This is a genomic window from Streptomyces sp. SID12488 (assembly GCF_010548275.1).
Lineage (GTDB): Bacteria > Actinomycetota > Actinomycetes > Streptomycetales > Streptomycetaceae > Streptomyces.
In genome coordinates this window covers 31,763-57,665 of record NZ_JAAGLT010000011.1, presented here as the reverse complement: position 1 = coordinate 57,665, position 25,903 = coordinate 31,763, and the positions used below count along the sequence as shown (strand labels likewise).

Genomic DNA, 25,903 nt, shown 5'->3' with positions numbered 1-25,903 from the left:
TGGGCCAGACTGGTGGATGACCCAGGACACCTGCCAGGACAACTGCCAGGGCACTTGCCAGGACACGAGGAGACGTACGGATGGCTCAGGCCCCGCGCCCGTCGATGCGGCAGCTGATCCAGCAGCGCAGACGCGCCGGATTTGTCGGCCGGGGCGCCGAACGGGCCGCGTTCCGGGCCAACTTCGACCTGCCGCCGGACGACGAACGCCACCGCTTCCGCTTCCATGTGCACGGCAACGCCGGCGTCGGAAAGACCTTCCTGGTAAGGGAGTTGGAGCAGCAGGCCAAGGAGCGCGGCGCGCTCACCGCGTACGTCGACGAGGGCGTCGGCAGTGTGCCGGAGGCGTTGGCGGTGATGTGTCGTCAGTTCGCGGCCCAGGGACGGCGGTTCAAGGAGCTGGAGCGGCTGCTCGCGGCCCATCGGGAGCGGCGGCACGAGGCCGAGTCCGCCGTCGCGAGCCTCGAACCGCAGCCCGAGGGTCCCTCGGCCGGCAGTCCCTCGGCAGGCAGTCTGACGGCCGCCCGGATCGGGCTCGTCGGCGCCGGACTCATCCCGGTCGTCGGGCCGTTCGCCGGTGCCCTCGACGCCGACCGGATCGCCCAGGGCGCCGACCGGGTACGGGCCGGGATCGCCGCCCGGCTGCGCAACCAGGACGACGTACAGCTCGTCCTCGCGCCCGAGCGCGTCCTCACGCCGGTGCTGCTCGCCGAGCTGGACGACATCTGCGCCGCCGTCCCCTGGATCGTCCTCTTCCTTGACACGTACGAGCGCACCGGCCCGTTCCTCGACGGCTGGCTGCACGACATCATGACCACCGACCGCTACGGCGACCTCTCCTTTCCCGCCAACCTCGTCCTCGTCACCGCAGGTCAGCGCCCCTTCGACACCGGCCGCTGGGGCGGCTTCGCCGACTTCGTCACCGAGGTGCCGCTCGGACCCTTCACGGAGGCGGAGGCGCGTGGACTGCTCGCCGACAAGGGCGTGACGGACGAGCCCGTCGTCGAGGAGGTGCTGCGGCTCACCGGCGGGCTGCCGGTGCTGGTGTCGACCCTCGCCGAGGCCCGCCCCACCGACCCGGACGACATCGGCGACCCGAGCGCCACCGCCGTAGGCCGGTTCCTGAAGTGGGAGACCGACCCCGTACGCCAGGCCGCCGCCCTCGCCTGCGCCCTGCCCCGGCGTCTGGACGCGGACGTCTTCCGGGCCGCCCTCCCGGCTGTCGCTTCCGAGCAGGCGCGGGACGATGCCGAACTCGACCTGCTGTTCGGGTGGTTGAGGTCGCTGCCGTTCGTGAGCGATCGCGGCGACCGCGTCCAGTACCACGACGTCGTACGCGCCCCCATGCTCCGTCTCCAGCGCCACCGCTCCCCGCGCCGCTGGGCCGAGCAGCACACCGGCCTCGCCGACACCTTCGCCGACTGGCGCGCCGAGGCCGAAGTTCCCCTCGCCGCAGACGAGTTGTGGGCGACGGAGGAGTGGCGGGAGCTGCGGCTCGCCGAGTCGTACCACCTGTTGTGCGCTTCCCCTCGTACCGCGCTGCCCGTCGTCCTGCGGGACCTCGTCGACGCCTGCGACCAGGGGGAGGTGGTCGCCCGGCGGTGGGCGCGCGTCCTGGTGGAGGCGGGCGACGACAACGAGGCACCGGCGGTGCGGAGTTGGGGACGCGACCTCCTCGACGCGCTCGCCGACGACGGCCACGGAGGAGAAAGCGGTGAGAGCCGGGAGAGCCGGGAAGGCGGGGTGCTCGGTGCGCTCGCGCTGCTGCTGGGCCGTGCCGGGCTCGACGCGCGCGGGCAGGCCGTCGCACGCATGCTGCGCGGGCGCGAGCTGCGCATGGGCAGGGAGCACGACAAGGCTCTCGGGGAGTACGAGCAGGCCGTCGCCCTCGATCCCGGGCTGGAGCGCGCCTACTACGGCCGGGGCGTCACCCGCGCCGAACAGCGCGACTACGCCGCCGCCATCGCCGCCCTCGACCGCGCCGACGAACTGGCCCCCGACACCGCCCGCGTCCTCTTCGTACGCGGCGACTACCACCGCATCCTCGGCCACCACGAGGAAGCCGTCCGTGACCTGGACCGGGCCGTCGCCCTCGGCCCCGACCTGGCCGGCGCCTGGGCCTCCCGGGGCGTGACCCGGCACGGCACCGGCGACACGGAGAACGCCCTCGCCGACCTCGACCGGGCCCTCGAACTGGACCCCGAGCACGTGTGGGCGCTGGTCCGGAGGGCCCGGGTGCACCGCTCGCGCGGGGAGCGGGCCGGTCAACTCGCCGACCTGGACCGGGCGGTGGCCCTCGGCCCCGAGCTGGCCTGGGTCGCGTGCGAGCGTGGCGACGCGCTGCGGGCCGCCGAGCGAGACGCCGACGCCCTCGACGACTACGACCGCGCCCTCGAACTCGACCCCGCCTACGCGTCGGCGTACGCGAGCCGGGGCGTCTCCCGCAGCCGACTCGGCCGCCACGACGAGGCGTTGGCCGACCTGGACAAGGCGCTGGAGCTGTATCCGGCGTACGCCTGGGCGCTGGTGCAGCGCTCGGTCGTGCACCGGCGGGCCGACGGATACGAGGCGTCGTCCGAAGACGCCCACCGGGCGGTCGAGTTGGAGCCGGAGAGCGCGTGGGCGCTGTGGAACCGGGGTGAGGCGCTCCGCTGCCTGGGCCGGTTCGAGGAGGCACGCGCGGACCTCGACCGGGCGCTGGCGCTGGCACCGGACAGTGTGTGGGCGATCGGCTGCCGGGGCGCCGTACTGCACGAACTGCGGCTGTACGGCGACGCGTTGACGGACCTTGACCTGGCGGTCGCGCTCGACCCGGACGGGGCCTGGCATCTGATGCGCCGGATCATGACCCTGCTGGCGGTGGGCCGCCCCGAGGACGCCCGCACCGACCTCCACCGCTATCTGTTGATCGGCGACGACCGGGCCTGGGCGCACCACACCCTCGCGCAGATCCACCTTCTGGACGGGCGTCCCGAGGACGCGGCGACGGCGCTCGCTCAGGCCGCGCGGCACGGACTCGCCGAGCCCGCCGGACTGGAGGAGCTGGCCCGCGTGCAGCGCAAGGCGGGGGAGTGGAGGGCCGCCCGGGAGACGGCGGACCGGATGCGCGCCCTGCACGAGGCCGGCGGCGCCTTCTGTCTCGCCCTCGCGGTCGCCGGGGAGCGGGGCCAGGAGGCCGCCCGCCCGGTCTGGCGCGAGGCGGACCGGCTGGCCTCCGGCTGGGACCTGGCCGAGGGCGCCGCCGGCTTCCTGCACGCGGTGATCGCGGCGGGCCTCGGCGACTGGGCGGACCTGGACGAACGCCTCGCCGACCTGCTCACGGGGACGAGGGAGTGGGTGGACGTGGCATGGCTGGCCGACCTGCTGAGCGAGCTGGCGGCGGCGCCGGGCGGCCCGGCGGAGGAGCGGGAGCGGATCGCCGTACGGCTGGACCGGGTGCGGGAGGCCCGGGAGGCGATCAGCGGGCGGTACGCGGACTGAGGAAGCGGAACGACAAAGGGGAGGGAGGGCCCGAGGCTCTCGATTGGTGACCAGCCGGGATCACTCATGCCTAGTCATGCCCTCTCATGTCACTTTCCGCATACCAATACGGGCCCTGAACGGACCGTTCCCGGTCGATTACAGTGCTGAGCTGTCAATCGTTCGAACGATGCTGTGAGGGAGGTCCGAGGTGGGTGTGATGACATCCGGTGGCGTGACCGGTGCCGCGTCCGGCGCCATCTGGGGCCGCCCCGAACAGCAGGACTTCCGCAGCAGGGTCCGCGGCACCCTGCTCGGCGCGGCTCTCGGCGACGCACTGGGCGCCCCGCTCGACGGACTCACCCTCGCCTCCATCCAAGAGGCCTACGGTGCGGACGGACTCACCGATCTGGCCTTCGCGTACGGCAGACGCGGCGCGATCACCGACCTCACCCAACTCACCCTCTTCACCCTGGACGGCCTGATCCGCGCCCAGGTGCGCCGCGACACCGGCGCCTGGCACCCGCCGACCGACCTGCACCGCGCCTACCGCCGCTGGCGGGCCACCCAGAGCGACTGGGGGCCCGACGAGCGCCGCAAGGAGGACGGCTGGCTGGCCCACGAGGAGTGGCTGTACGCCCGCCGCGACCCGGCCCTCGCCTGCCTGCTAGGCCTGGGAGACGAGACGATGGGCACCCTGGACGCGCCCAAGAACCCCGGTGAGGCGGGGGTGGAGGCGGCGGCCCGCTCGGGCCCGTTCGGGCTCCTGGTCGGCTGGGAGCCGCAGCTCGTGATGCAGCTGGCGGTGGAGTGCGCCGCGCAGACCCACGGCCACCCGACGGGCTATCTGGCGGCGGGCGCGTACGCCGTGATCGTGCACGGCCTGGCGCGCGGCGAGAGCCTCGACACGGCGGTACAGCGGGCGCTGGCCCTGCTGGCGGCCAGACCTGGCCACCAGCAGGTGGCGGACGCCCTCCAGCGGGCCCTGGGCGCCGTACGCCAGGGCATCCCGTCCCCCGCACGGGTCGCGGAGCTGGCCGGCGTCGGCACGGCGGAGGGCCTCCTGGCGGTGGCTGTCTACTGCGCGCTGGTCGGTGAGGACGTCCGCCACGGTCTGTCCCTGGCGGTCAACCACGGCGGCCCGTCCGCCGCGACGGGCGCACTGACCGGCGGCCTGCTGGGCGCCCTGCACGGCGAGACGGCCCTCCCGCCCGCCTGGCTGGCGGAACTGGAAGGCCGACCGACGATGCTGGTCCTGGCGGACGACTTCGCGATGGAGATGACCCAGGGCCCGGCCCTGCACGGCCCGGCAGGATCCTCCCCCGGCTGGCTCACCAGATACCCACGGGCGTGAAGGTCCGTTTCAGCCCGTCCGGCGTTTGAGGACGAGCGCCTTCAGCGCGAAGGGGGGTCTGGGGGCGCAGCCCCCAGGAACAGGATGGGACGGGTAGGGGCGGCGGGGGCGAAAAAACATCCACAGCCACCCTCACCCACCCGCACCCTCAGTCCTTGCCCGGCGCCACATCCGCAGGCTGCGGAACAGGCACCCGCACAGCCGCGCTCCCGCTCCCGCTGTCGTCCCCGTCCGTGTTCACGGTCTCGATGATCGCCAACCGCTCCGGCGTGTCCTCGGGCCGCAGGAAGCCGATCAGGACGTACAGCACCAGCGAGACAGCCAGCGGGATCGACACCTGGTACTGGAGCGGTACCCCGCCCTCCACGCTCCAGTTGATCGGATAGTTCACCAGCCAGAAGGCGAACAGCCCCATCGACCAGCTGCCCAGCGCCGCCGTCGGCCCCGACCGCCGGAACGGCCGCAGCAGACCCAGCATCATCGGGATCGCCATCGGACCCATCAGACCGGCCACCCACTTGATGACGACGGTGATGATGTCCTTGAAGGCGGGGGAGTTGATCTGCGTGGCCGCCGCCATGGACAGCCCGAGGAACACCACGGTCGTCACCCGCGCGGCGACGAGCCCCGACGAGTCCGTCCACGTCCGTGCCCGCTTCCAGACCACCGGCGCGACGTCCCGGGTGAAGACGGCGGCGATGGCGTTCGCGTCGGACGAGCACATGGCCATGGTGTGGGAGAAGAAGCCGACGATCACGAGCCCCAACAGGCCGTGCGGCAGCAGCTGTTCGGTCATCAGGGCGTAGGAGTCGGAACCGTCCGGCTTCTGCGCCTGGACCAGCAGCGGAGACATCCACATCGGGAAGAACAGCACCAGCGGCCAGACCAGCCACAGCACCGCCGACAGCCGTGCCGACCGCTCGGCGTCCCGGGGGCTGGCCGTGGCCATGTACCGCTGCGCCTGGTTGAGCATGCCGCCGTTGTACTCGAACAGCTTGATGAAGAGGAACGCGAGCAGGAACACCGTGCCGTACGGGCCCACCAGCGGCTTCCCGTGTCCCTGCAACGCGGGCTCGTCCCAGACCCCGAAGAACCCTCCGTGGTCGTCGAGTTTGCCGACGACGGCGATGAACATCGCGATGCCTGCAAGGAGTTGGATGACGAACTGCCCCAACTCCGTGAGCGCGTCGGCCCACAGGCCGCCGATCGTGCAGTACACGGCGGTGATCGCACCGGTGATGAGGATGCCCTGGTTGAGGGACATGCCGGTGAAGACGGACAACAGGGTCGCGATCGCGGCCCACTTGGCGCCCACGTCCACGATCTTCAACAGCATCCCGGACCACGCCAGCGCCTGCTGTGTCTTCAGGTCGTACCGGTTCTTCAGGTACTCCAGCGGTGACGCCACATGGAGCCGCGACCGTAGGCGGTTGATGCGTGGCGCGAACAGCTTGGAGCCGATGGCGATGCCCAGCGCGATCGGGAAGGACCAGGTGATGAACGACGTGACGCCGTACGTGTAGGCGATACCGGCGTAGCCGGTGAACATCACCGCGCTGTAGCCGGACATGTGGTGGGAGATGCCGGACAGCCACCACGGCATCTTCCCGCCCGCGGTGAAGAAGTCGCTGACGTTGTCGACCCGTTTGTGGGACCAGACACCGATCGCGACCATCACACCGAAGTACGCGATGAGCACGGTCCAGTCGAGGCCGTTCATGTGCTCCCTCCCAGGGGCGTCGAGCAAGTCGAGCGGGGGTGTCGAGCGCCCGCTCATCGTCGATTCGATGGCATGGCAACGACAACAGCTCGAACAGTCAAGAGGGAGTAAAGAAGTTCGCCGCACTGACCTTCGTTCATGTCCATGAACTCAGCGCGACCATCAAGAGATTGGCGGAATATCAGCTACCGCATCAGCTCACCCGCGTTCACCAGCAAGGACTGTCCGGTGATGGCCCTCGCCCGCTCCGACGCCAGAAACACCGCAGCGTCCGCGACATCCCCGTCCGTGGCCAGCTCGGGCAACGCCATCCGCTCCGCGAGCCGCCGCCGCACCTCGGCCTCCGGCACCCCCTCCCCCTGCGCCGTGAACCGCACGTACGCCTCCACCGGCGGCCCCCACATCCACCCCGGCAGCACCGTGTTGACCCGGATCCGATGGGGCCCGAGTTCCCGCGCCAGTGAGTACATCGCGCTCGTCAACGCACCCTTGGAGGCGGCGTACGCGGCCTGCCGCACCTGCGAGGGCGCGGCCACGGCGGACTGCGTACCGATGAACACCACACTCCCGCCCCGCTCCTTCAGTGCCGGCAGGCAGGCCCGCGTCATCCGCAGCGTGCCCAGCAGGTTCACGTCGACGACCCCCGCCCAGCTCTCGAAGTCAGCGTCCTCGATCCCCCCGAAGTAGCTGTCCCAGGCGGCGACATGGACGACCCCGTCGATCCGCCCGAACCGCTCGCAGGCCAGCGCGGCCAGCTCCCGGCACTGCCCCTCGTCGGTGATGTCGGTCGCGCGGTACGCCGTACGCGCCCCGTCCGGATCGAGCTCGCCGGCGGTCTTCGCCAGGTGCGCCTCGGTACGCGCCCCTAGTACGGCGTTCCCCCCGTCCCGCACGACAGCCGCCGCGACCTGACGCCCTAGACCGGCGCCGACACCCGAGACCACCACGGTCTTCCCTGTGAGCAGCGACATCGAAGCCCTCCCCGGCTCTGGCGGATTGTCTGACGGAGCGTCAGAGTATGGGCGTCCGAAGGAGGAAGGAAGAGGAGCGAAAGAGAAGGGGAGGCGAAGGGAATGACCGAACGGGAAACGACTGAACGGGAAACGGGCGCACGGGAGGCGGTCGAGGAGACCCGCAGTGAGGTGTACGCCGAACTGGCGGCCCTCGGCCCGTACGGCGTCCGCCCGGGCCACGCACTCATCACCATGGTCGAACCGCACCCGGGTCACGAGTACGCGTACAACCGCTGGTACGAAGATGATCATTTCATCGCTGGCGCGATGGCCATGCCGTGGATGTTCTCCGGCCGCCGCTGGGTCGCGACCCGGGACCTCCAACTCCTGCGCTACCCCGAGAAGTCGGCGGTTGCGCAGCCGGTCACCGCCGGCTGCTATCTCTCCACGTACTGGATCACAGAGGGCCGCTACGCCGACCACATGCGCTGGACCGTGGGCATCAACAAACGCCTCAACCGCGACGCGCGTGTCCACCACGACCGTACCCACGTCTTCACCGCGTTCCAGGACCACGAGACGACGGTCTACCGGGACGGCGCCACCGGCCCCCGTGACTTCCACGCCCTCGACCACCCGTACTCGGGCCTGGTGTTGCAGGTCATCGACGCCGAAAGCCCGGAAGCGCGGGCGGAGTTGCTGGAGTGGCTGCGCACCCGGCATCTGCCCGAGCGGCTCGCCGGGTCGCCCGCCGCGATGGTCACCGTCTTCCACCCGACCCCGCTGCCCGGCGACCGTATGACGTACGTGAAGCAGGTCGAGGGTGTGGACGTACGGCTGACGCTGCTGTGGTTCCTGGAGGCGGACCCACGGGACTGCTGGGAGCCGCACTTCACGGGCCTGGAGGAGGCGGTCAACGAAGTCGGCCTGGGGCGGGTGGAGTTGGTGGCGCCGTTCATTCCGACGGTGCCGGGGACGGACCTGTACGTCGACCGGCTCAGGTGACCGACCGGAGCCGGGCATGGCCGAGCCCCCTCGGCAAGGACGGCGGGCCAGTCGAGAGGGCTCTTCCTGCGGTGCTTATGAAGTTGTGGGACGTGGCGATGAAGTAAGTGAAGCTTCAGACGAGGTCGGATGCTCCCCGGCTGACCTCTGCCACGAACGAGTTCCATGAGTCGGCCGGGAAAGCCAGCGTCGGACCGGCCGGGACCTTGGAGTCCCGGACCGCCATCGCCGCGTGAGTCGGGGACTTGACCTCGACACACGCGCCGTTGCCAGTGGAGTACGAGGACTTCGTCCAGGTGCTCGTGGCGCCTTGCTGAATTGCCATGTTCGCTCCGCTTTGACCAGGGGTGAGTTGCTGTCGCCGACCGGAGGACACCCTGCGGAGCCCGCGGCACGGTTTGCGCCAACGTTGTTCTTCGATGGCCTGATCGACGCTACTCGCCAACATCGCTCTGCGGAGCGGCCGTTCACTCGACCGGGTGGCATATACCAGCGGGCTCTTCCACTGGCGTGATGCAGAGGTGTACTGTTCGGCCCTTGCTTCGCAAGAACGTCAACGTGCGTACTCTTTCGCCAAGTCCGCGATGAATTGCCGGGATTGCTCCACATTCAGAGCCTGTGCCCGCAAGTGTTCGTACATGACGCTGTACTTCTGAACGTCCTGCGCTTTCTCCAGATAGAGGTCGCTGGTGACGCCCTCGATGTAGACCACGCTGGAATCGGCGGCGTCGGGGAACTCCAGGATCGCGTACTGGCCGTTGAGGCCCGGGTGCGCCCCCATCTCGAAGGGGATCACCTGCACCGTGACATGCGGCAGCTGGGACTGCTCGACCAGGGACTCCAGTTGCTCCCGCATCAGCAGCTTGTTGCCCACGACACGGCGCAGCGCCGCCTCGTCGAGCACCGTCCACAGGCGCAGCGGGTTCTCCACGGCGGTGATTCGCTCCTGGCGGCGCAGCCGGACCTGGACGCGGTTGTCGATGTCACCTGAGGGCGTCTCGGGCAACGCGCCGGTGATGAGCGCCTCCGCGTAGGGGCGGGTCTGCAACAGGCCGGGGATGACCTGGGGGTCGTACACGCGCAGCGACGCCGCGTCCGTCTCCAGGCCGATGTACACGCTGTACGGGACGTCCCCGAACGCGTGCCACCAGCCCTGCTGGCGGGAGTCCTTGGCCATCTCCATCAGGGAGTCGACCATCCGCTGGTCCTCGACCTCGTACACCCCGCACAGGTCGCGGACGTCGCGCTGGCTGATGCTGCGACGGCCGTTCTCCAGCCGGCTGATCTTCGACTGGGAGACCAGCAGCCGCTCCGCGACCTCTTCGGCCGTCATGCCCTTCTGTTCGCGGAGCCTGCGCAACTCCTGGCCCAACCGGCGTCGCCTGACGGTGGGATTCACATTGGACGCCATGGGACGTGCACCTCCGGCTGCGTACCTGTACTTGCCACTTTCCGTATCTGCTGTTGAGCAGACTGCCACCAAGGTGCGCGCTACCGCTGGGAAACTGCGGATATGCGGTGCCGAGGCGGGAGATATGCGCCCGGTACACGCCAGTTCGGCGGATTCCGCTTACCGTCCGGGTTCGCTCCCGGCGGGCTCCGTACGCGCATGTGCCGGACGCCGTCTGGCGGAGGACATGTGCCGAAGGGTGAGCGGCGGGCGCCCGGTCCCGGACATGCGACCGCGCGAGGCGGCGAGGGCCGGGCCGGAGTCCTTGCGGACGTCCTTACGGTCCCTCACCGCCCCGCGCGGGCCAGCGGCTCCCGAACCGGTCTTGGGGACTGCGGTGCGGCGCTGTTGAGGTCCTGCGTGGTGCGTGTGCGCGTCGAACGGGGTCGTGCGGGTGCCTCGCGGATACGGGCGTTCGCCGTGGGACTGCGGCTCAGTGAGCCACGGCGCGCGCCATGGATCCGTGGTGCGGCTGCATCGGAACGCCGCGTGCGGGCTCCGATGCGGACCTGGCTCCGGGGGCGGCCTGACGGCCGACCGGTGCCGGGCTGCGACGCGGTTGGACCGCGACGCCGTTCTGCACGTCCATGACAGCGTGAGCCACCAGGCCACCCATGGGGTCGTGCCGGATCAGGTCCCGTAGCCGGGAGCGGGACGAACGTCCCTCGTTACCCGGATACAGGTGCTTGCCGAGACCGACCGCATGGGCCAGCGCGGCGAGCGCTGCCGTCCGCGGGTCCGGCGGGACGCCGGTGCGGATGGCGGTGTCCAGTCGGGCTCTGATCTCCCGGCTGATCTCCGTGTCCGTCGCTTGATAGCGAGTCGTCGGAAGCACCCCGCACATCTGTCCCGCCACGGCATGCACCATGCCGCACCGCTCGAGATGCGAGAGGTAGGTCTGACGCAGCCCCAGGCGGGGCCCGCCAATCCAGTTCACTGCGCGTACGGGTGCTCCGCGTCGGCGAAGCAGTTCCAACGCACAGTCAAGTGTTGGATCTCCAGTCGGCCGTGGTACGACCACGGCGATACGATCCCCATCTGGGGCTATCCGTCCGGCCATCGCCAGCTCCACTAGCTGTGCTCCGGCCAGACCGAGGTCGAGCGACTGCGGCTGTGCGGTGGTACCCGTGGCCGGGTCCAGCGCCAGCAGTAGAAGCTCTTCCGGAATTGATCTGCGGCTCCTGCCCATCCATGCCTCCCCGCGTGGATGAATGACAGGGTGACCCCTCTCACATTCATCTGTCGAGAGGGCGTGACCGCTTCGTTGTGGAACCAGTAGGTATGTCGTTCTCGTCTACCGCTGGAGTCAAGTCTGCGCACAGGACACTGGTAGCCAGTTCGGACAGTGTCGTTCGGGCGGCGCATGACGGTTCACGGGTCACGGTTCGGTAGACGCACGGTGAGCGTGCGGCGCGAGAAGGAGGCATCGGTGGCGGGCGAGTCCCCCGACAGGTCGAAGCAGCGCGAGTCGTCGGAAGAACCGACGTCGGGGAGCGCGGGGCCGGTTCCCGGAGCCAGGGGTGAATCCGGCGCCGGGGTACGCGACCCACGGCTCGCGGTGGCCCGGGAACGGGACCGGGAGCCCACGGGACGCGGTGGCGTAGACACGGCGACGCGGGTGTTCCAGCGCCCGCAGCCTCCGGCGGATGCGGATGCGGATGCGGATGCGGATGCGGATACGGATGCCGCGGACGCGGACGCGGAGGTTGACTCCGACACGAGTGCGTCGGACACGGCCGCGGAGGCTCCCAGCGGGCCCGGGGCTCCCGCTGACGGCACCGACGGGACGGGCAGCACCCGGTTGCGTGCGGCTGTGGCCGCCTGGGTCGCCAGCGCGGACGAGGGCGAGGGTGAGGGCGAGTCCGAGGGCGTCGAGGGCGCCGCCGAGGAACGCAGCTCCGACGCGGCCCAGGGTGCGGACACCCCGGCCGAAGCGACTGAGGGTGCCGAGGAGCCCCCGGCGGACGCCGTCGACGACGCCGGACCCAATGGGCCCGCCGAGGCCGCTGACGGGGCCCCTGGGGGCGCCGGCGGGGCATCTGGCGATTCCGGCGAGGACTCCTCTGATCCGGAGAGCGCCGCGGAGGGCGAACCGGAGCGGGAGCCGAAGTCCGGCACCGAGGCTGAGAGCGCGGCCGAGCCGAAGTCCGGCACCAGCACCAAATCCGGCACCGAGGCCGAGTCGGGCATCGACTCCGGCACCGACGCCGAGTCCGAGGCTCGAGCCCAGTCCGGCACCGCGCCGAAGCCCGGTGCCGAGGCCGTGAGCGCGGCCGGGCCGAAGTCCGCCACGGAGTCCAGGGCCGAGCCGAAGGCCGACGCCGAGTCGGGGTCCGAGTCGGCGTCCGGGTCCGGGGCCAAGTCCGGCACCGCGCCGAAGTCTGACGCTGACTCCGGCGCCGAGGCCGTGAGCGCCGCCGGGGCGGAATCCGGCATCAACGCCGGGTCCGAGGCCGAGGCCAGGCCGGACATCGACTCCCGCACCGATGCTGAGCTCGAAGCCGAGACCGAGAGCACGGCGGGGTCAAAGTCCGGCACCGGCACCGGCACCGACGCTGGCGCCGAGTCCGGAGCTGAGGCCAAGTCAGGCATCCACTCAGGTACCGAGGTTGAGTCCGGCGCAGGGGCCGAGGAGGCGACTGGGTCGAAATCCGGCACCGGCATGGGCACGGGCACCGAGTCCGGGACTGTGACCGGCAGCAAGTCCGGCACCGAGTCCGATGCCAAGGCCGAGTCCGAGGGCACGACCGATTCGCGGCCCGAGTCGGACGCGAAGGCCGAAGACGGCGCTGCCCCCGCCTCCGCCTCCACCTCCGCCCCGGCCCCCGGTGCGGACGTCGATGAGCCGGCTCCCAAGCCCTTCGTCGACCAGCCCACCGCCATCTTCAAGGCCGTACGCCCGCCCGCAGCACCCCCTGTCGACCATCCGACGACGATGCTCAAGCTGGGCGACCTCGCAGCCGCGAAGCCCAAGAACGACAAGAGCGACAAGAGCGACGCGGACATCAAAGCGGGCGCCAAGGCAGACGCCGTCGCGGACGCCAAGACGGACGCCGACGCAGACGCGAAGGCAGACGCCGTCGCGGACGCCGCCGGCGAGTCTGTTTCCGAGCGAACCAGCAAATTCGTAGCCCTGAGGCAGCTGGACGATCCCTCCACCCGCAAGCCGCCGCCCGCCGCCGGATCCCCCAAGGCGCCCGCGGCCCAGCCGTCGGGGACGCCCGTCGTCCAGTCGCCGAAGGCACCCGCCGCCGATGCCACGGCCGTGGTTCCGCAGGTCGGTCCGGAGCTGACGACGCAGCAGCCGTTGCCGCCCATGCCTCCGCTGGATCTGCTGGCCGAGCTGACGAACACGCCGCCGCCCCGGGACACCGCCGTGCGGACGATCGCGCGGCGCGTCAAGATCTGGACGCCGGTAGCAATCCTGTTGGTGATCGTATTTGCGATCGTACAGGCACTGCGTCCGCTGCCGAGCCCCGAGCTGACACTGACCGCCGAGGACTCCTACACCTTCGACGGGAAGGCCGCCGCGCTGCCGTGGCCGTCCGAGGGACAGGGCTGGATGGACGTCAACGGCGTCGGAACCATGGGGAACTTCGGCGAGCAGAAGCCGGTCGCCATCGGGTCGGTCGCCAAGGCCATGACCGCCTACATCGTCCTCAAGGACCACCCGCTGAAGTCCGGCCAGGCGGGCCCGAAGATCACCGTGGACGCGCTGGCGGAGAAGGAGGCCGGCTACTGGAAGGACGGCGAGTCCACCCTCACCACGGTCAAGAACGGTGACGTCCTCACCGAGCAGCAGGCGATCTCGGCCATCATGATCCCGTCGGCGAACAACATCGCGCGGCTGCTGGCGCGTTGGGACTCGGGGACCGAGGCGGCGTTCATCAAGAAGATGAACGCCACGGCCAAGGAACTCGGGATGAAGAACACCACCTACACCGACGCCTCCGGGCTGAAGGAGACCACCGTCTCCACCGCCGAGGACCAGGTGAAGCTGGGCAACGCGCTGGTGAGGATCCCTGCCCTGATGGACATCACCAAGCTGCCGGTCTGGTACGACCCCACGGGCAAGAAGTGGGACAACTACAACCGGCTCGTCCCGTACAACGGCGCGATCGGCATCAAGACCGGCACCACCACCGCGGCCGGCGGCAACCTGCTCTTCGCCGCCACCAAGGAGGTCGGCGGTGAGACGGCCATCGTCGTCGGTGCGATCCTCGGCCAGCACACGGCGCCGATCATCGACACCGTCAACGCGGTCAGCAAGACGGCGATGATCGCCGCCCGGGACGCACTGCTCTCGTCGAAGATCCTGAAGAAGGGCGACGTCGTCGGGTACGTCGACGACGGGCTCGGCGGGCACACGCCGGTCGTGCTGTCGAAGGACGTCACGGCGGTCGGCTGGGCCGGGCGGAAGGTCGAGCTGTCGTTCGCCGCAGCCGCCGATCTGCCGCACTCCGCCAAGGCGGGCACCGCGGTGGGCTCCCTCACCGTGGGCGACGGCAAGGGCGGCGCGGTGAAGGTCCCCGTACAGCTCCAGCGGGACCTGGTCGAGCCCGGCTTCGACAAGAAGCTCACGCGGGTCGGCTGACGGGTACCCGTATCCGGCTGGATGTGCGGAAGCGCCCGCCCCGATCGGGGCGGGCGCTTCCGCACATCCAGCCGTCGTACTGCCGTCTCCGTCTCCGTTACTTGTTCTTCTCCGCTTCCTTCTCGCACTGCAGGGCCGTCTCCTGGGACGGGCCGCCGTACGCGGAGCTGATCCGGATGTCGCCGGGCTCCTCGACGGTCAGCCTGGTGAACTCGCCCTCGTCCGTCAGGCAGCCGTTCTCCGCCCACAGCCAGGGCGAGTACGCGATCCGTACGGTCACCTCGCCCGCCTTCGGCATCCGGACGACGAGGTTGGCGCCGTCCGCGCTGACCACTGTGGCGGGTTTGTCGACCAGCGGGGTCGCGTTCTTGACCCGGTAGATCTTCCAGTTGGCGTCCTCCCAGACGGGCTGGAGATAGCTGGGCCCGCTGGTCACCAGGGCGTGTTCCAGCTTCGCCGGGCCGTCCGGTTCGCCGTTGACGAGGACGACGAAGCCCACCGCCCACTGGGAGAGCCAGGCCTTGTAGGCCGTGGGGGAGAAGCCGCCCTCGGGCTCAGCGGTGCCGCCGTGGCCCTCGTAGAAGAGTCGGCCCCGCTCGACGTCGGCCTGCCGGTTCCAGCCGCGGGCCATGTTGATGTACGGGGCGAGGATGGCGGCCTCGCGGTGGTCGCGGGCCGGTACGACCTCGACGCGTGTCTGCTCGGCGCCCAGCCGCTTCAGCTCGTTCACGACGCCGTCCGTCTTGACGGCCCACTCGGGCACCGTGGTGTTGGTGACGATGTCGGCGATCGTCTTGCCGGACAGCCAGCTCACCGAGATGGCCATCGCGAGCCCGAGGGCCACGATGCGCCGCCGGGGCGTGAACCAGGGCAGGGGGAGGGGAAAGGGGAGGCTCAGCCGGGAAGGGCTCACCTGGGCGGCGTCCCCGTCCTGCACCCCGTCCCGGTCCCCGGTCCGCTGTTCGGCGGTCCCCCACCCGGTCCGGTACATCATGATCGCGAGTAGCGTCGCCGGGGCCGCCAGCTCCGAGAGCCGCTCGACGTTCGTACCGATCGGGGTCGGGATCAGGTAGCAGAGGACCACGCCGGCCGCGTACACCGCGGAGCCCAGACGCAGTGTGCGCCAGGCGCTCGGGGCCGTCAGGACGACGATCACGCAAAGAATGACGGGCGGCCAGATACGGGCGAACGGCATCGGCTGCTCGCCCTCGAACGGGAAGAGCAGCGTCGTGACGCCCACGACGGCCACCGGGGGCACCAGCAGGGCCGCGGCCCGGCCCCAGTCGCGCGACAGCAGGTAGGCGGCGCCGACGACGAGTACGAAGAGACCCGCGACCGGGCTGCCGGTGGTGGCCAGGGTCGCGCACAGGGCGGCGATGCCCAGGTGCCGTGCGCTGCGCCCGCTCACCACGGCCAGTACGGCCGCCATCGCGAAGGCGGTGCCCAGCACGAACGTCGAGCGACCCGAGATCACCTGGCACCACAGCGAGAACCCCACCGCCAGGGCCGGCCACAGCGGCTTTCGCACACCTGTGCGGGCGACGAGTTCCGCGCCGAGGACCGTGGCCGCGACCCCCGAGAGCATGGTGGTCGCGACGACGCCGATGGCGGCCATCAGGTACGGGGACATCAGGCTGTAGTTGGCCGCGTGCAGACCGCCGTACCAGAACAGGTTGTATGCGGAGCCTGGATACATCTTCGCGAACTCGGCCCACGCCACCTGGGCGGCCAGGTCGCCGCCGCCGGTCGCGAACACCGCCCACCACACGAAGTACAGCGGCACCGCGCAGGCGGTCACTGTCAGGGCCACCCGGTGGCGCTCGTGCCACACCTCACGTGCCTGCGTGGGCTTGTCGGCGCGCATGACAGGTCTGCGTGGGGTCAGCTCGGCAAAGGCCACTGCAACTTCCGTTTCGCTTCGGCTCGGGCGCGCACGGACGACTGGCGGGTGTCTGTCCTGTGGAGGTGTCTCCGGGGTAGACGCTAATCGCACCCCGGGCGTTGGTTTACCCGGCCCCATATGACCAGGCGGTGACAGGGGCGTGACGGAAAAGAGCCCCATCAGCTTGAGATGGTTCCCGGAAGGGCGCGACCGGATAATTCCGGCCGGCGCCCTTCCGGACACCTCTCAGACGCACATCAGGCACTCATCCCGGCACTCTTCAAGCACCCCCCCAGGATCCCCTACGGGTTCCCCCAGGGCATTTCACGAACCGGCGGGGAACGACGCGACGGGAAGCGTGACAGGCAACGCGACGGGGAACGCGATGTCGCACACCGCGTCGTCCGGCCCCGCCGTCTCCCAGTCCGCGAAGTACACCTCGCGGCACGGGCCTGCCGGCTCGATGCCCTGCCCGGCCAGCCACCGTTCCACCGCCTCGAAAGCGGCGATGATCTGCGGATGGGCCACCTGCGCCTTGGTGATCCGCGTGTACGCGAGCCGCCGGGCCGGTTCCACTCGTACCGCCGTCTCCCAGGCCCGTCCGTGCGCCTTCGCCCAGGCCCGTGCGGCGGCTTCGTCGGCGACCGGGACGCACGACTCGGCCGGACCGTCGCTCTCCACGGACACCTCGGCGTGGTAGACGACGAACGGCGCCGCCGTCACACCACCGCACTCCCGGGCGCCCGCTTCCAGGCGCCCCAGCGACGCCCCGATCCACGCGGGCAACTCATCCGCGAGAGTGTGCCGCGTCTCCGTCAGCACCACCCGCTCGGGTACGTACACGGTCTCGACCACGAACTTCCCGTACAGCTCTTCCATCTCGGAGCTCCTCCCTGACAGTCGTCCACGGAGGTATCGGGCGAGTGTCCGCTGGCCCGCGATCCGCGCCTCGACGTCCGCCCAGTAGGCGGCGAGCCGCTCGGCGGCGGCCGTCCCGTCCAGCTCGACCAGGGCCACCAGCTCGCCGATGAGGGCGAGTGGCATGTCGAGCTGGCGCAGCAGGGCCACCAGGCGGGCGCGTTCGGCCTGCTCGGCGCGGTAGTAGCGGTAGCCGCTCGTCCCGTCGACGTGCGCCGGGGCGAGCAGCCCGAGCCGGTCGTACAGCCGCAGGGCCTTGGGCGAGAGCCGGGCCCGCGCGGCGAACGCGCCGATGGTGAGCAGGCCGTCGTTCCCGTTGCCGTTCCCGTAGCCGTTCACCCCGACATCCTCCGTCACCGGGCACGGTCGGCCCGGTGACAAGGACGCTCGTCCTTGCCCCTGGGGCAAGGTCAACCGACGGAACTACGCAAACACGGAATCGACGGGGTCAGCCGATGGCCTTCTCCACCGCGCCCACCAGCTCGTCCGTCTCCGGCTCGGTCTGCGGGGAGAAGCGGGCGACGACCTGGCCGTCGCGGCCGATGAGGAACTTCTCGAAGTTCCAGCGGATGTCCCCGGTGTGGCCCTCGCTGTCGGCGAAGCCCACGAGGCGGTCGTACAGGGTGTGCCGGGCGTCCCCGTTGACCTCGACCTTCTCGGTCATCGGGAAGGTCACGCCGTACGTCGCCGAGCAGAACTCGGCGATCTCCTCGGAGCTGCCGGGCTCCTGGCCGAGGAACTGGTTGCAGGGCACCCCGAGGACGGTGAAGCCCTTCTCGGCGTACCGCGCCTGGAGCTTCTCCAGCCCCGCGTACTGCGGGGTCAGCCCGCACTTGGAGGCGACGTTGACGATGAGGACGGCCTTGCCGGCGTACTGGGCGAGGTCCGCGGAACCGCCCGTGAGGGCACCGATCTCCACGTTGAGGGGGGAGCCGACGGGGGAGGAAGTGGCATCTGTGGTCATAACCGGATGCTAACTCCGGTAGGTGTCGGGCCCGGCTCCCGCCCCCGAAGCCGTGACCAAGACCTCACCGGCCGCCGAACGCGAGTACAGCACCGACCGCCCCGCCCGCCGCCGCTCCACCAGCCCCGCGTCCAGCAGCACCCGCAGATGCCGCCCGACCGAGCCGAGCGTCTGCCCGGTCACGGCGGTCAGCTGGGTGGTGCTGTGCGGCGAGTCGAGGAGTACGAGCACTGCGGCCCGGGCCGGTCCGAGGAGCGCCCCGAGAGCGGCGGACGCCCCCCGCCCACCGCGGTGCTCGGCCAGCACACCCGCGCACGGGTAGATGACGGCGTACCGCTCCGGCTCCTCCCAGGACACCCACCCGACCTTCGGCGTCACGGGTACGAAGATCAGCTCGGCTCCGGAGATCTCGCGGGGCGGATACTCGTGCAGGTTGACCTGGAGCCGGTTGTCGCCGAGCCAGCGCGTGCCAGGCCGCAGCGCGTCCAGCACAGCGGCCCAGCCGCCCTGACTGACCTGAGAGCTCCGCGCGACCACATCGGCTTCGAGGACGCGCCGGCGCCCGTCCCAGTACGGCAGCACGGCCTCCTCCCACACGTGGGTGAGGAGGCCGGCGGCGAGGTCCGGGAGGTCGTCCCGGTCGGCGAGGGCGGCGGGGAGAGGGCCGGGGCGGGAGCGGACGAGGTGGCTGCGGGCGAGATCGGGGGCGACCGTACGGACGCGCGAGACGCCCTCCTCGAACGTCTCGCCGTACCGGGGGGTGGGGGCCAGGAAATCGGCGATCCAGGCGCGGCCGAGGCCGACACGGAGGAGGAGGGCGGTGGTGGGATCGTGCGCGAGACGGCGGCGGTACGCGGGCAGGTGGGCGGTCAGCCAGGCGCGCTCGCCGGGGTGCGAGGCAGCCCCGGTGTGCAGCAGCCGGAGGCTCGCGAAGGTCTCGGCGAGGGGCGAGATGACGAACCGGCTGCGGGCGAGGGTGTCGGCGTTCACCTGCCACCAGCCCATGCCCGTACCTCCGTGCCCCTGTTGATGGTCGTGCGAGTGATGTTTCGCGTGTGCGCGAAACAATAACCACGGCCCGGTGTCCCTCGCAGACTCCCCGCATGCGCAGCTACTCCGCCCTCTTCCGCACCCCCGAGTTCACACCGCTCTTCCTCTCCACGGCGCTGAGATCGGCCGCCTCGACGATCGGCGGTCTGGCCCTCGCCACCCTCACCTACCGTGCCACCGGCTCGCCCCTGCTCTCCGCCCTGAGCATGTTCGGCCCCCAGCTCGCCCAGGTGGTGGGCGCGACCACCCTCCTCTCGGCCTCGGACCGCCTGCCCCCGCGCGCGACCCTGACGGGCATCGCACTTGCCTTCGCGCTCGGTACGGCGGTGATGGCGACCCCCGGTCTGCCGATCGGGGCGGTCTTCGCCGTGCTGTTCGTGCTGGGGCTGATCGCGTCGCTGGGGGCGGGGGTCGGCTGGGGCCTGCTCAACGAGATCCTGGTCAAGGAGGGCTATCTGCTGGGGCGTTCGGTCTTCAACATGTCGAACGGGCTGATGCAGATCGCCGGTTTCGCGACGGGCGGGGTCATGGTGGCGACCCTCTCCCCGCGCACCACACTCCTCACCTCGGCGGCCCTCTACCTGGCGGGCGCGCTAATGACCCGCCTGGGCCTGACCCGTCGCCCGCCCCGCCTCTCCGGCCGCCCGTCCATCGCCCAGACCTGGCGTACGAATGCCGAGTTGTGGTCGGCCCGCCCCCGCCGCCTCACCTACCTGGGCCTCTGGATCCCCAACGGCCTGGTCGTCGGAATCGAGTCCCTGTACGTGTCCTACGATCCCGGGTCCGCGGGCACCCTCTTCGCCTGCGCGGCCCTGGGCATGCTGATCGGGGACGTGACGATCGGCCGGTTCGTGTCACCCCGGCTGCGCCGCCGACTGGCCGTACCGCTGCTCCTGTTGCTGGCCGCGCCCAATCTGGTGTTCGCCCTGGGCCCCGGGGTGTGGGCGGCGGCCGTGACGGTCTGCGTGGCCTCGGTCGGCTACGGCGCGAGCCTGGTCCAGCAGGAACGCCTGATGTCCCTCACTCCGCCCGAACTCTCCGGCCACGCCCTCGGGTTGCACTCCGCCGGGATGCTCACGATGCAGGGCGTGAGCGCGGCCCTGGCGGGCACGATCGCCCAACTCACCTCCCCCGGCGCGGCGATGACGGTGATGGCGGCGGGGTCGGTGTGCGTGACGGTGGGGCTGGTGGCGGCGGGGCGTCGCGAGGGGCGCGGCCGGGGTGAAAGCGAGGGCGCGCTTTCGAGCCCGGCGGAGCGGTCGCGCTCCGGTACGTGACTCCTGGCGGTCCCCGGACCGGGTGAGGAATTCCGCGCGCGGGAAGAACTGGGCAGGACATGCGCGGCTCGACCGGCTTGCCAAGGGGGACCCACTCACATGACGACGCGTGACGAACGTACGGAGAAAGCGGAGCGGGCGGAGAAGACGGAGCAGGCGGAGAAGGCGGCTGAAGGGAAGGCCGCTGAAGGGAAGGCCGCGAGGAAGGCCGCGGGGGAGGAGGGCGACGGCGACGGTGTCTCGGAGTCCGAACGGCTGTTGTTCGGGGGGCCGTTGCGGTACGACATGGGGTGGAACCAGCATCAGGGGTCGTTTCTGGAGCTGGGGCTGCGGACCATGGTCGCGCGGATGCCCCGGCTGATCGGCGCCACCATCAGGCTCGCCCACCGGGCCGACCCGCGGGCCCTGCGCCGGGTGGCGGTCGCCGAGTTGGGTGGGGGAGTGGCGCAGGCGGTCGGGCTCGTGGCCGTCAACCGGGTGCTCACCCAGTTGCTCGGCGGCGGGCACACGACCGACCGGCTGCGGGACGCCGTACCGGCGCTGGTCGTCGTCGCGGTCACCGCGCTCGTCGGCGCGCTGTTACGGTCCGCGTCGACCGCCGGTACCGGGCGGCTGGAGCCGAAGGTGTTCCGGGTGGCGACCGAGGAGTACCTGGAGCGGGTGGCCCGGGTCGAGTTGGCGGCCGTGGAGGACGAGGAGTTCCACAAGCTGCTCGACTCCGCGCAGTACGGCGCCGAGTCCGCGCGGCGCATGATCCGGTTCTGTACCTCCGTCATGACGGCGAGCATCGCGCTGGCCGCAGCCGCAGGTGTGCTCACCGTGCTGCATCCGGCCCTCCTTCCGCTCCTCGCCCTGATGACGCTGCCCAGCGCCTGGAGCGCGCTGACCATCGCCCGCCGTCGGTACGTCTCCTTCCACACCTGGGTCCAACACGCCCGCGCGGGGCAGCTGTTGGGGCGGCTGCTGATCGACACGCAGGCCGCGTCCGAGGTGCGGGTGCACAACATCGGGCCGTTTCTGCTGCGGCACTTCCGGACCATGGCCGAGACGGGAGAGCGGGAACAGACCCGGCTCGCCTCGCTGGCCGCCCGTACCGGGCTGATCGCCTCCGGGTGGACGGGCATCGCGACGGCCGGCGCGTACGGCGTGCTCGGGCTGCTGCTGTGGACGGGGGCCATGGATCTGGCCGTCGCCGGGACGGCGGTCATCGCCATCCGGACCGGGTCCGCCAACCTGGAGGCACTGGTCGTCCAGCTCAACTACCTATACGAAGAGAGCCTGTTCGTCGCCGACCTGGAGCGGCTGTGCCAGGAGGCGGACCGCCGGCTCATCCCGGAATCCGGCCTCCCGCTGCCCGACCACGTGGACGCCGTCCGCTTCGAGAACGTCTCCTTCACCTACCCGGGCACGGACACCGAACCCGCCCTCGACGCGGTGAACGTCACCATCCCCACCGGCCGGATCGTCGCGCTGGTCGGCAACAACGGCAGCGGAAAGAGCACGCTCGCCAAGCTGCTGTGCGGGCTGTACGCGCCCGACGCGGGCCGCATCCTCTGGGACGGAGTCGACTCCACCGAACTGGACCGAGGCGACCTCTTCGACCGGATCGCGGTCGTCGCCCAGGACTTCTACCGCTGGCCCTTCACCGCCCGCGTGAACATCGCCATCGGCCGGCCCGACGCCCCGCACGAGGACGAACTCCTGCACGCCGCCGCCGAGTACGCGGGCGCCGACGAGACCATCGCCGCCCTTCCCCGGGGGTGGGACACCCTCCTCGCCCGCGGTTACAAGGGCGGTCACCAGATCTCCGGCGGCCAGTGGCAGCGCCTCGGCATCGCCCGCGCCCGGCACCGCGACGCCCGCATCCTCGTCGTCGACGAACCGACCAGTGCTCTGGACGCGGAGACCGAGCAGCGCGTCTTCGACCAGATCCGCAGCCTCGCCGAGGCCGGTCAGACGATCATCCTGATCACCCATCGCCTGCACAGCGTCCGGCACGCGGACGAGATCTACGTCCTGGAGCGGGGCCGGGTGGCCGAACACGGCACGTTCGAGGACCTGTTGAGGCCCGACGGTGACGGACCGGGGCTTTTCCGGCGGATGTACCTCGTGCAGTCGGAGCAGTACCGGCTCGACACCGAGCAGTGAGCCGGGCCGCATACCGCACAGTGATCCACATCACAAGATCAGGATGTAAAGAAAGTAAAGGAAGTGTGCCTCGGAGGCGTGTGGGGCTGGCATGCTCATGCGTGGCTACTGAGGGGTAACCGTTCGCGCTCGATCCCCAGCTCAAACCCCGGCCCAACCCCCGTGCCCCGTCCCGTCATTCGATCAACTCGATCCCGAGGACCCCCACGCGTGCACAAGCTCACCAGACATGCCCTGCTGGCATCGGTCACTGTCGCGGCCCTGCTCACCACAGGCTGCTCCGCAAGCTCACCGACGGAGGCGGACAGCGCGGGTGCGGCTGCGGCCGAGATACCCGCCGCTGCCAACGCGCCGGACCAACTCGCCGTCGTAGAAGCCCCGTTGGGTAACGCGACCCCCACGGCCGTGGCACCCAAGGGCGCGGCCGAGGGTGGCGCCGGGGCGCGGAAGTCGTCGCTCAAGGTCGCCTCGTACGACAAGAAGAGCGGCCGGGCGGTCATCACCGCGAAGTCGGTGACCGCGCCCGCCGACGGCACGAAGACCCCGTCCGCCTCCCCCGCGTCCTCCACTCCCTCCTCCTCCACTCCCTCCTCCGCCTCGCCCTCCACGGGCTCACCCTCCTCCGCCTCGCCGTCCTCTGCCTCGCCCTCCGCGTCGGAGACAACTGCCGCCCCCGCCGCGCCCGTTGCCGTCGGTGACGTCATCGCCAGCGCGCCCGCTCCCGGTGCCCCCGACGGTCTGCTGGCCGAGGTGACCGAGGTCGTCGGTGACGCCGCGGACGGCGGTACGGAGGTGGTCACCAAGTCCGCCGAACTCAGCTCCGTACTCGGTGAGAGCAAGGCCGAGGGCGATGTTCCCGTCGACCCGTCGACCATCGAGGTCGATCCGCTCGTCGAGGGCGTGAAGGTCTCCTGGGCGAAGACCGGCGACCTGACCTTCGGCCCCCAGGGCGCCAAGCTTCCCCTGGGCAGCCTGCGTATCGACGTGGGCGCCGCCATCGCCACGGCCGAGGGCGCTCCCGCCTCGGCGTCGGCCTCGGTGCAGGGCTTCGTCCAGCTCGCACCCGAGGTCGCCTTCTCGTACAACGGTTCCGGCAGCGGGACGGGCTCCGCACCCGGCGGCGCCTTCCTCGGCCTGACCGGTGACTGGGCCTCGAAGTGGTCGCTGAAGGGCCGCGCGGCCGGTACCACCACGACCAACGGCAAGCCCCTGCGCATCCCCTTCGCGGAACTCCACTCCGACCCGGTCATCTACGCGGGCCCGGTTCCTATCGTCGTCAACCTCGACCTGGTCTGCTACTTCCAGGTCGACGCCGACGGCAAGGTGACCGTCGACGTCGAGCAGAACCTCAAGGGCAACTTCCGCGTCGGCGGCACCTTCTCCTGGAGCAAGGGCTGGCGGGGGGTCAGCGAGTCCGAGATGACCGGCACGCCGCTGGACGTCAACGTCGCGGCGACGGGCGACGTCAAGGCGTCCCTGGGCGCCGAGGCCTCGATCGGCCTGTACGGCACCGTCGGCGTCAGCGCCGACCTCGCCCCGTTCCTCCGCGTGGAGGCAGACGCCTCGGCGGGGGGATCGAGCAACGGCACGGGCTCGGCGAGCGGCAAGTGGGCCCTGTACGGGGGCCTCGACCTCTCCGGCGCCCTCCAGATCCAGCTGACCATCTTCGGCACCCCGATCTTCCAGCACCGCATCCCGCTGGGAGAACTCCACAAGGAGTGGCCGCTGGCGAAGGGCGAGGCATCGGCGACGACACCCCCGGCGACTGCGAAACCGGCCGCCTGACGTACGGCGGCCTGACCTAAGCCGCCCTGACCTAAGCCGTCCTGACCTACGACGAGGGGTGTTTCCGTCCAGCACTGGGCGGAAGCGCCCCTCGGTCGTGTTCCGGCCGTGTGCTCCTGAAGCCGGCCCAGTTGCTCCTCGCCCCATCGCGGGCGAGGCACAGCCCCAGGTCTCAGACTCGCTGAGGTACGCGCATCCCTGCTCGCACCTCTGCGGCCAAAGCTCGCACGTTCGGTTCGAGACGGCGTACCGACGGCCCGGCAACCCCCGGCCCGCTCCCCTCTCGATCTCGGCAACCCCGACAGAGCCCGCCGGGCAGCGCTTCCGGCCGCCCGGGCACCCCGCAGTCGGTGCACTCCATCAGCAGCCTGCGCCGGGGACCGGGAGTCGGCGTTACGGCGGTCCGCTCGGGCGGCATCTTGTCGAGCAGCCGCCTGTGGATGAAGCCTCGGGGTGAGTGGACGGGATCCGGAAGTCCGGACACGAGGGCGTGGGTGATGTGCTCGGGCGTCGCGCCCCGGGTCATCCAGTCGGCGGCCAGTTGTTCCAGGGCCGCGCAGTCGGCGGCGGACAGCGCGAGGCGGGGCTCCCGGAGGCCGAGTTGGGCGAGGGTGTCGTACGCGACGGAGGGAGCTGAATCCCGTTCGGGGCGTGGTGAGTTGGCGGGCGAGGGCGGTACGGCGCGGGAGGATTCCGGGTCTTCCTCGGCGTCCGGAGGTTCCTGGACGTCAGTCTCCTGGGCGTCGGGCGTGCCTGATGTTGCCCTGGGCGTCTCGGTGTTCACGTCACCCTTGAGGTGGGTGGCCCACCATTCGTTGTCACGTGCGGTACGGGACCAGTGGGTGTGGAAGACCCAGCGGGTGCCACTCTCGCCCTCACCGGAGGGGACCTGGCGGCGCACCCGGCGCAGATGTCCGGCCACCCCGAGTTCGTTGAGGGTGGTGCGCACTGCTGCCTGGCCGTACAGGGGCTGCATCTTGGCGATGGTCTTGGCGTCCATGGCCGAGTTCTCGCAGAGCCGGTCGAGGAGGCTCGCCAGGTATGCGGCGCGGGCCGGGAGATGATCGAAGTCGCCCTTGCGGGGCGGTGACTGGTCCGGCGCGGAGCGCTTGCCATAGCCGGGTTTGGCCATGGGATGGGCTTGGGCTGCGGGGGCGGGCAGGGCAGCGATAAAGTCGTCGTAAGCCACGAGATCTCCTAGGATCTTGTCGGTCAGACCCCGGCGGGTGTTGGTAGCACCCGACCGGGGTTGTTTGTTGCCGCGAACGCTAGACGGTCACCACGGCGCGTCGCAAGCCGGTCACGAAAAGTCATATCCGCTGGTATAGGTGCCAGTTGAGGCGCC

General features: G+C 70.7%; 17 protein-coding genes. 7 read left to right on the top strand and 10 right to left on the bottom strand.

The window, feature by feature from the left end; all coding sequences use genetic code 11:
• Positions 1 to 80 precede the first annotated feature (80 nt).
• A complete protein-coding gene (locus G3I56_RS18865) occupies positions 81 to 3,479 on the top strand; it encodes an ATP-binding protein (RefSeq protein ID WP_164410369.1) in 3,399 nt (1,132 codons plus the stop codon).
• 199 nt (positions 3,480 to 3,678) lie between these two features.
• Positions 3,679 to 4,812, top strand: a complete 1,134-nt coding sequence (locus G3I56_RS18860) for an ADP-ribosylglycohydrolase family protein (RefSeq protein WP_164410367.1) — start codon at positions 3,679 to 3,681, stop codon at positions 4,810 to 4,812.
• A gap of 148 nt (positions 4,813 to 4,960) precedes the next feature.
• Here G3I56_RS18860 and G3I56_RS18855 read toward each other — a convergent pair whose 3' ends face one another.
• Both G3I56_RS18855 and G3I56_RS18850 read right to left on the bottom strand, forming a co-directional pair.
• On the bottom strand, positions 4,961 to 6,532 hold the full coding sequence (locus G3I56_RS18855) for a sodium:solute symporter family protein (protein ID WP_164410365.1): 1,572 nt from the start codon (positions 6,530 to 6,532) through the stop codon (positions 4,961 to 4,963).
• A gap of 185 nt (positions 6,533 to 6,717) precedes the next feature.
• On the bottom strand, positions 6,718 to 7,503 hold the full coding sequence (locus G3I56_RS18850) for an SDR family oxidoreductase (RefSeq protein ID WP_164410363.1): 786 nt from the start codon (positions 7,501 to 7,503) through the stop codon (positions 6,718 to 6,720).
• A 102-nt stretch (positions 7,504 to 7,605) separates the two neighbouring features.
• On the opposite strand from G3I56_RS18850, the gene G3I56_RS18845 reads away from it, so the two are divergent.
• Positions 7,606 to 8,490: a hypothetical protein gene (locus G3I56_RS18845; RefSeq protein WP_203690190.1), complete on the top strand. Its 885-nt coding sequence runs from the start codon at positions 7,606 to 7,608 to the stop codon at positions 8,488 to 8,490.
• 115 nt (positions 8,491 to 8,605) lie between these two features.
• Here the strand turns inward: G3I56_RS18845 and G3I56_RS18840 are convergent, their stop codons facing one another.
• The 3 genes from G3I56_RS18840 to G3I56_RS18830 form a co-directional block, all read right to left on the bottom strand.
• Positions 8,606 to 8,815: a DUF397 domain-containing protein gene (locus G3I56_RS18840; protein ID WP_164410361.1), complete on the bottom strand. Its 210-nt coding sequence runs from the start codon at positions 8,813 to 8,815 to the stop codon at positions 8,606 to 8,608.
• A 228-nt stretch (positions 8,816 to 9,043) separates the two neighbouring features.
• Positions 9,044 to 9,901, bottom strand: a complete 858-nt coding sequence (locus tag G3I56_RS18835) for a helix-turn-helix transcriptional regulator (protein WP_164410359.1) — start codon at positions 9,899 to 9,901, stop codon at positions 9,044 to 9,046.
• A 472-nt stretch (positions 9,902 to 10,373) separates the two neighbouring features.
• The gene (locus G3I56_RS18830; protein ID WP_164410358.1) at positions 10,374 to 11,129 is read right to left on the bottom strand and encodes a GPP34 family phosphoprotein; all 756 of its coding nucleotides are present in this window, start codon (positions 11,127 to 11,129) and stop codon (positions 10,374 to 10,376) included.
• A 240-nt stretch (positions 11,130 to 11,369) separates the two neighbouring features.
• Between G3I56_RS18830 and G3I56_RS18825 the strand changes: the two genes are divergently transcribed.
• Positions 11,370 to 14,534 carry a D-alanyl-D-alanine carboxypeptidase gene (locus tag G3I56_RS18825; protein ID WP_343239991.1) on the top strand — a complete coding sequence of 1,055 codons (3,165 nt, stop codon included), beginning with the start codon at positions 11,370 to 11,372 and terminating at the stop codon, positions 14,532 to 14,534.
• 97 nt (positions 14,535 to 14,631) lie between these two features.
• Here G3I56_RS18825 and G3I56_RS18820 read toward each other — a convergent pair whose 3' ends face one another.
• The 4 genes from G3I56_RS18820 to G3I56_RS18805 all read right to left on the bottom strand — a co-directional run bounded on the left by G3I56_RS18820 (position 14,632) and on the right by G3I56_RS18805 (position 19,303).
• A complete protein-coding gene (locus G3I56_RS18820; protein ID WP_239134975.1) occupies positions 14,632 to 16,398 on the bottom strand; it encodes a hypothetical protein in 1,767 nt (588 codons plus the stop codon).
• A 342-nt stretch (positions 16,399 to 16,740) separates the two neighbouring features.
• Positions 16,741 to 17,673, bottom strand: a complete 933-nt coding sequence (locus G3I56_RS18815) for a MerR family transcriptional regulator (protein WP_164410354.1) — start codon at positions 17,671 to 17,673, stop codon at positions 16,741 to 16,743.
• A 109-nt stretch (positions 17,674 to 17,782) separates the two neighbouring features.
• Entirely contained in the window at positions 17,783 to 18,298 is a 516-nt protein-coding gene (locus G3I56_RS18810; RefSeq protein ID WP_164410352.1) for a glutathione peroxidase, read from the bottom strand.
• Between the two features lie 9 nt (positions 18,299 to 18,307).
• Positions 18,308 to 19,303 (bottom strand): helix-turn-helix domain-containing protein, encoded by a 996-nt coding sequence (locus G3I56_RS18805; RefSeq protein ID WP_164410350.1) that lies wholly within the window; start codon positions 19,301 to 19,303, stop codon positions 18,308 to 18,310.
• A 98-nt stretch (positions 19,304 to 19,401) separates the two neighbouring features.
• Here G3I56_RS18805 and G3I56_RS18800 point away from each other — a divergent pair, with 98 nt between their 5' ends.
• The 3 genes from G3I56_RS18800 to G3I56_RS18790 all read left to right on the top strand — a co-directional run bounded on the left by G3I56_RS18800 (position 19,402) and on the right by G3I56_RS18790 (position 24,558).
• Entirely contained in the window at positions 19,402 to 20,625 is a 1,224-nt protein-coding gene (locus tag G3I56_RS18800; RefSeq protein ID WP_164410348.1) for an MFS transporter, read from the top strand.
• A 285-nt stretch (positions 20,626 to 20,910) separates the two neighbouring features.
• A complete protein-coding gene (locus G3I56_RS18795) occupies positions 20,911 to 22,773 on the top strand; it encodes an ABC transporter ATP-binding protein (RefSeq protein ID WP_203690216.1) in 1,863 nt (620 codons plus the stop codon).
• A gap of 210 nt (positions 22,774 to 22,983) precedes the next feature.
• Positions 22,984 to 24,558 carry a hypothetical protein gene (locus G3I56_RS18790; RefSeq protein ID WP_164410346.1) on the top strand — a complete coding sequence of 525 codons (1,575 nt, stop codon included), beginning with the start codon at positions 22,984 to 22,986 and terminating at the stop codon, positions 24,556 to 24,558.
• A 172-nt stretch (positions 24,559 to 24,730) separates the two neighbouring features.
• Here G3I56_RS18790 and G3I56_RS18785 read toward each other — a convergent pair whose 3' ends face one another.
• Positions 24,731 to 25,747: a hypothetical protein gene (locus G3I56_RS18785; RefSeq protein ID WP_343239990.1), complete on the bottom strand. Its 1,017-nt coding sequence runs from the start codon at positions 25,745 to 25,747 to the stop codon at positions 24,731 to 24,733.
• Between the last annotated feature and the right edge of the window lie 156 nt (positions 25,748 to 25,903).

What these genes read in the sequence shown, in the direction of transcription:
- G3I56_RS18820 (WP_239134975.1), bottom strand. Translation starts at nt 16,398, where the DNA reads ATGCGCGCCGACAAGCCCACGCAGGCACGTGAGGTGTGGCACGAGCGC.
- G3I56_RS18845 (WP_203690190.1), top strand. Translation starts at nt 7,606, where the DNA reads ATGACCGAACGGGAAACGACTGAACGGGAAACGGGCGCACGGGAGGCG.
- G3I56_RS18835 (WP_164410359.1), bottom strand. Translation starts at nt 9,901, where the DNA reads ATGGCGTCCAATGTGAATCCCACCGTCAGGCGACGCCGGTTGGGCCAG.
- G3I56_RS18850 (WP_164410363.1), bottom strand. Translation starts at nt 7,503, where the DNA reads ATGTCGCTGCTCACAGGGAAGACCGTGGTGGTCTCGGGTGTCGGCGCC.
- G3I56_RS18800 (WP_164410348.1), top strand. Translation starts at nt 19,402, where the DNA reads ATGCGCAGCTACTCCGCCCTCTTCCGCACCCCCGAGTTCACACCGCTC.
- G3I56_RS18840 (WP_164410361.1), bottom strand. Translation starts at nt 8,815, where the DNA reads ATGGCAATTCAGCAAGGCGCCACGAGCACCTGGACGAAGTCCTCGTAC.
- G3I56_RS18805 (WP_164410350.1), bottom strand. Translation starts at nt 19,303, where the DNA reads ATGGGCTGGTGGCAGGTGAACGCCGACACCCTCGCCCGCAGCCGGTTC.
- G3I56_RS18860 (WP_164410367.1), top strand. Translation starts at nt 3,679, where the DNA reads ATGACATCCGGTGGCGTGACCGGTGCCGCGTCCGGCGCCATCTGGGGC.
- G3I56_RS18830 (WP_164410358.1), bottom strand. Translation starts at nt 11,129, where the DNA reads ATGGGCAGGAGCCGCAGATCAATTCCGGAAGAGCTTCTACTGCTGGCG.
- G3I56_RS18865 (WP_164410369.1), top strand. Translation starts at nt 81, where the DNA reads ATGGCTCAGGCCCCGCGCCCGTCGATGCGGCAGCTGATCCAGCAGCGC.
- G3I56_RS18795 (WP_203690216.1), top strand. Translation starts at nt 20,911, where the DNA reads ATGGGGTGGAACCAGCATCAGGGGTCGTTTCTGGAGCTGGGGCTGCGG.
- G3I56_RS18855 (WP_164410365.1), bottom strand. Translation starts at nt 6,532, where the DNA reads ATGAACGGCCTCGACTGGACCGTGCTCATCGCGTACTTCGGTGTGATG.
- G3I56_RS18810 (WP_164410352.1), bottom strand. Translation starts at nt 18,298, where the DNA reads ATGACCACAGATGCCACTTCCTCCCCCGTCGGCTCCCCCCTCAACGTG.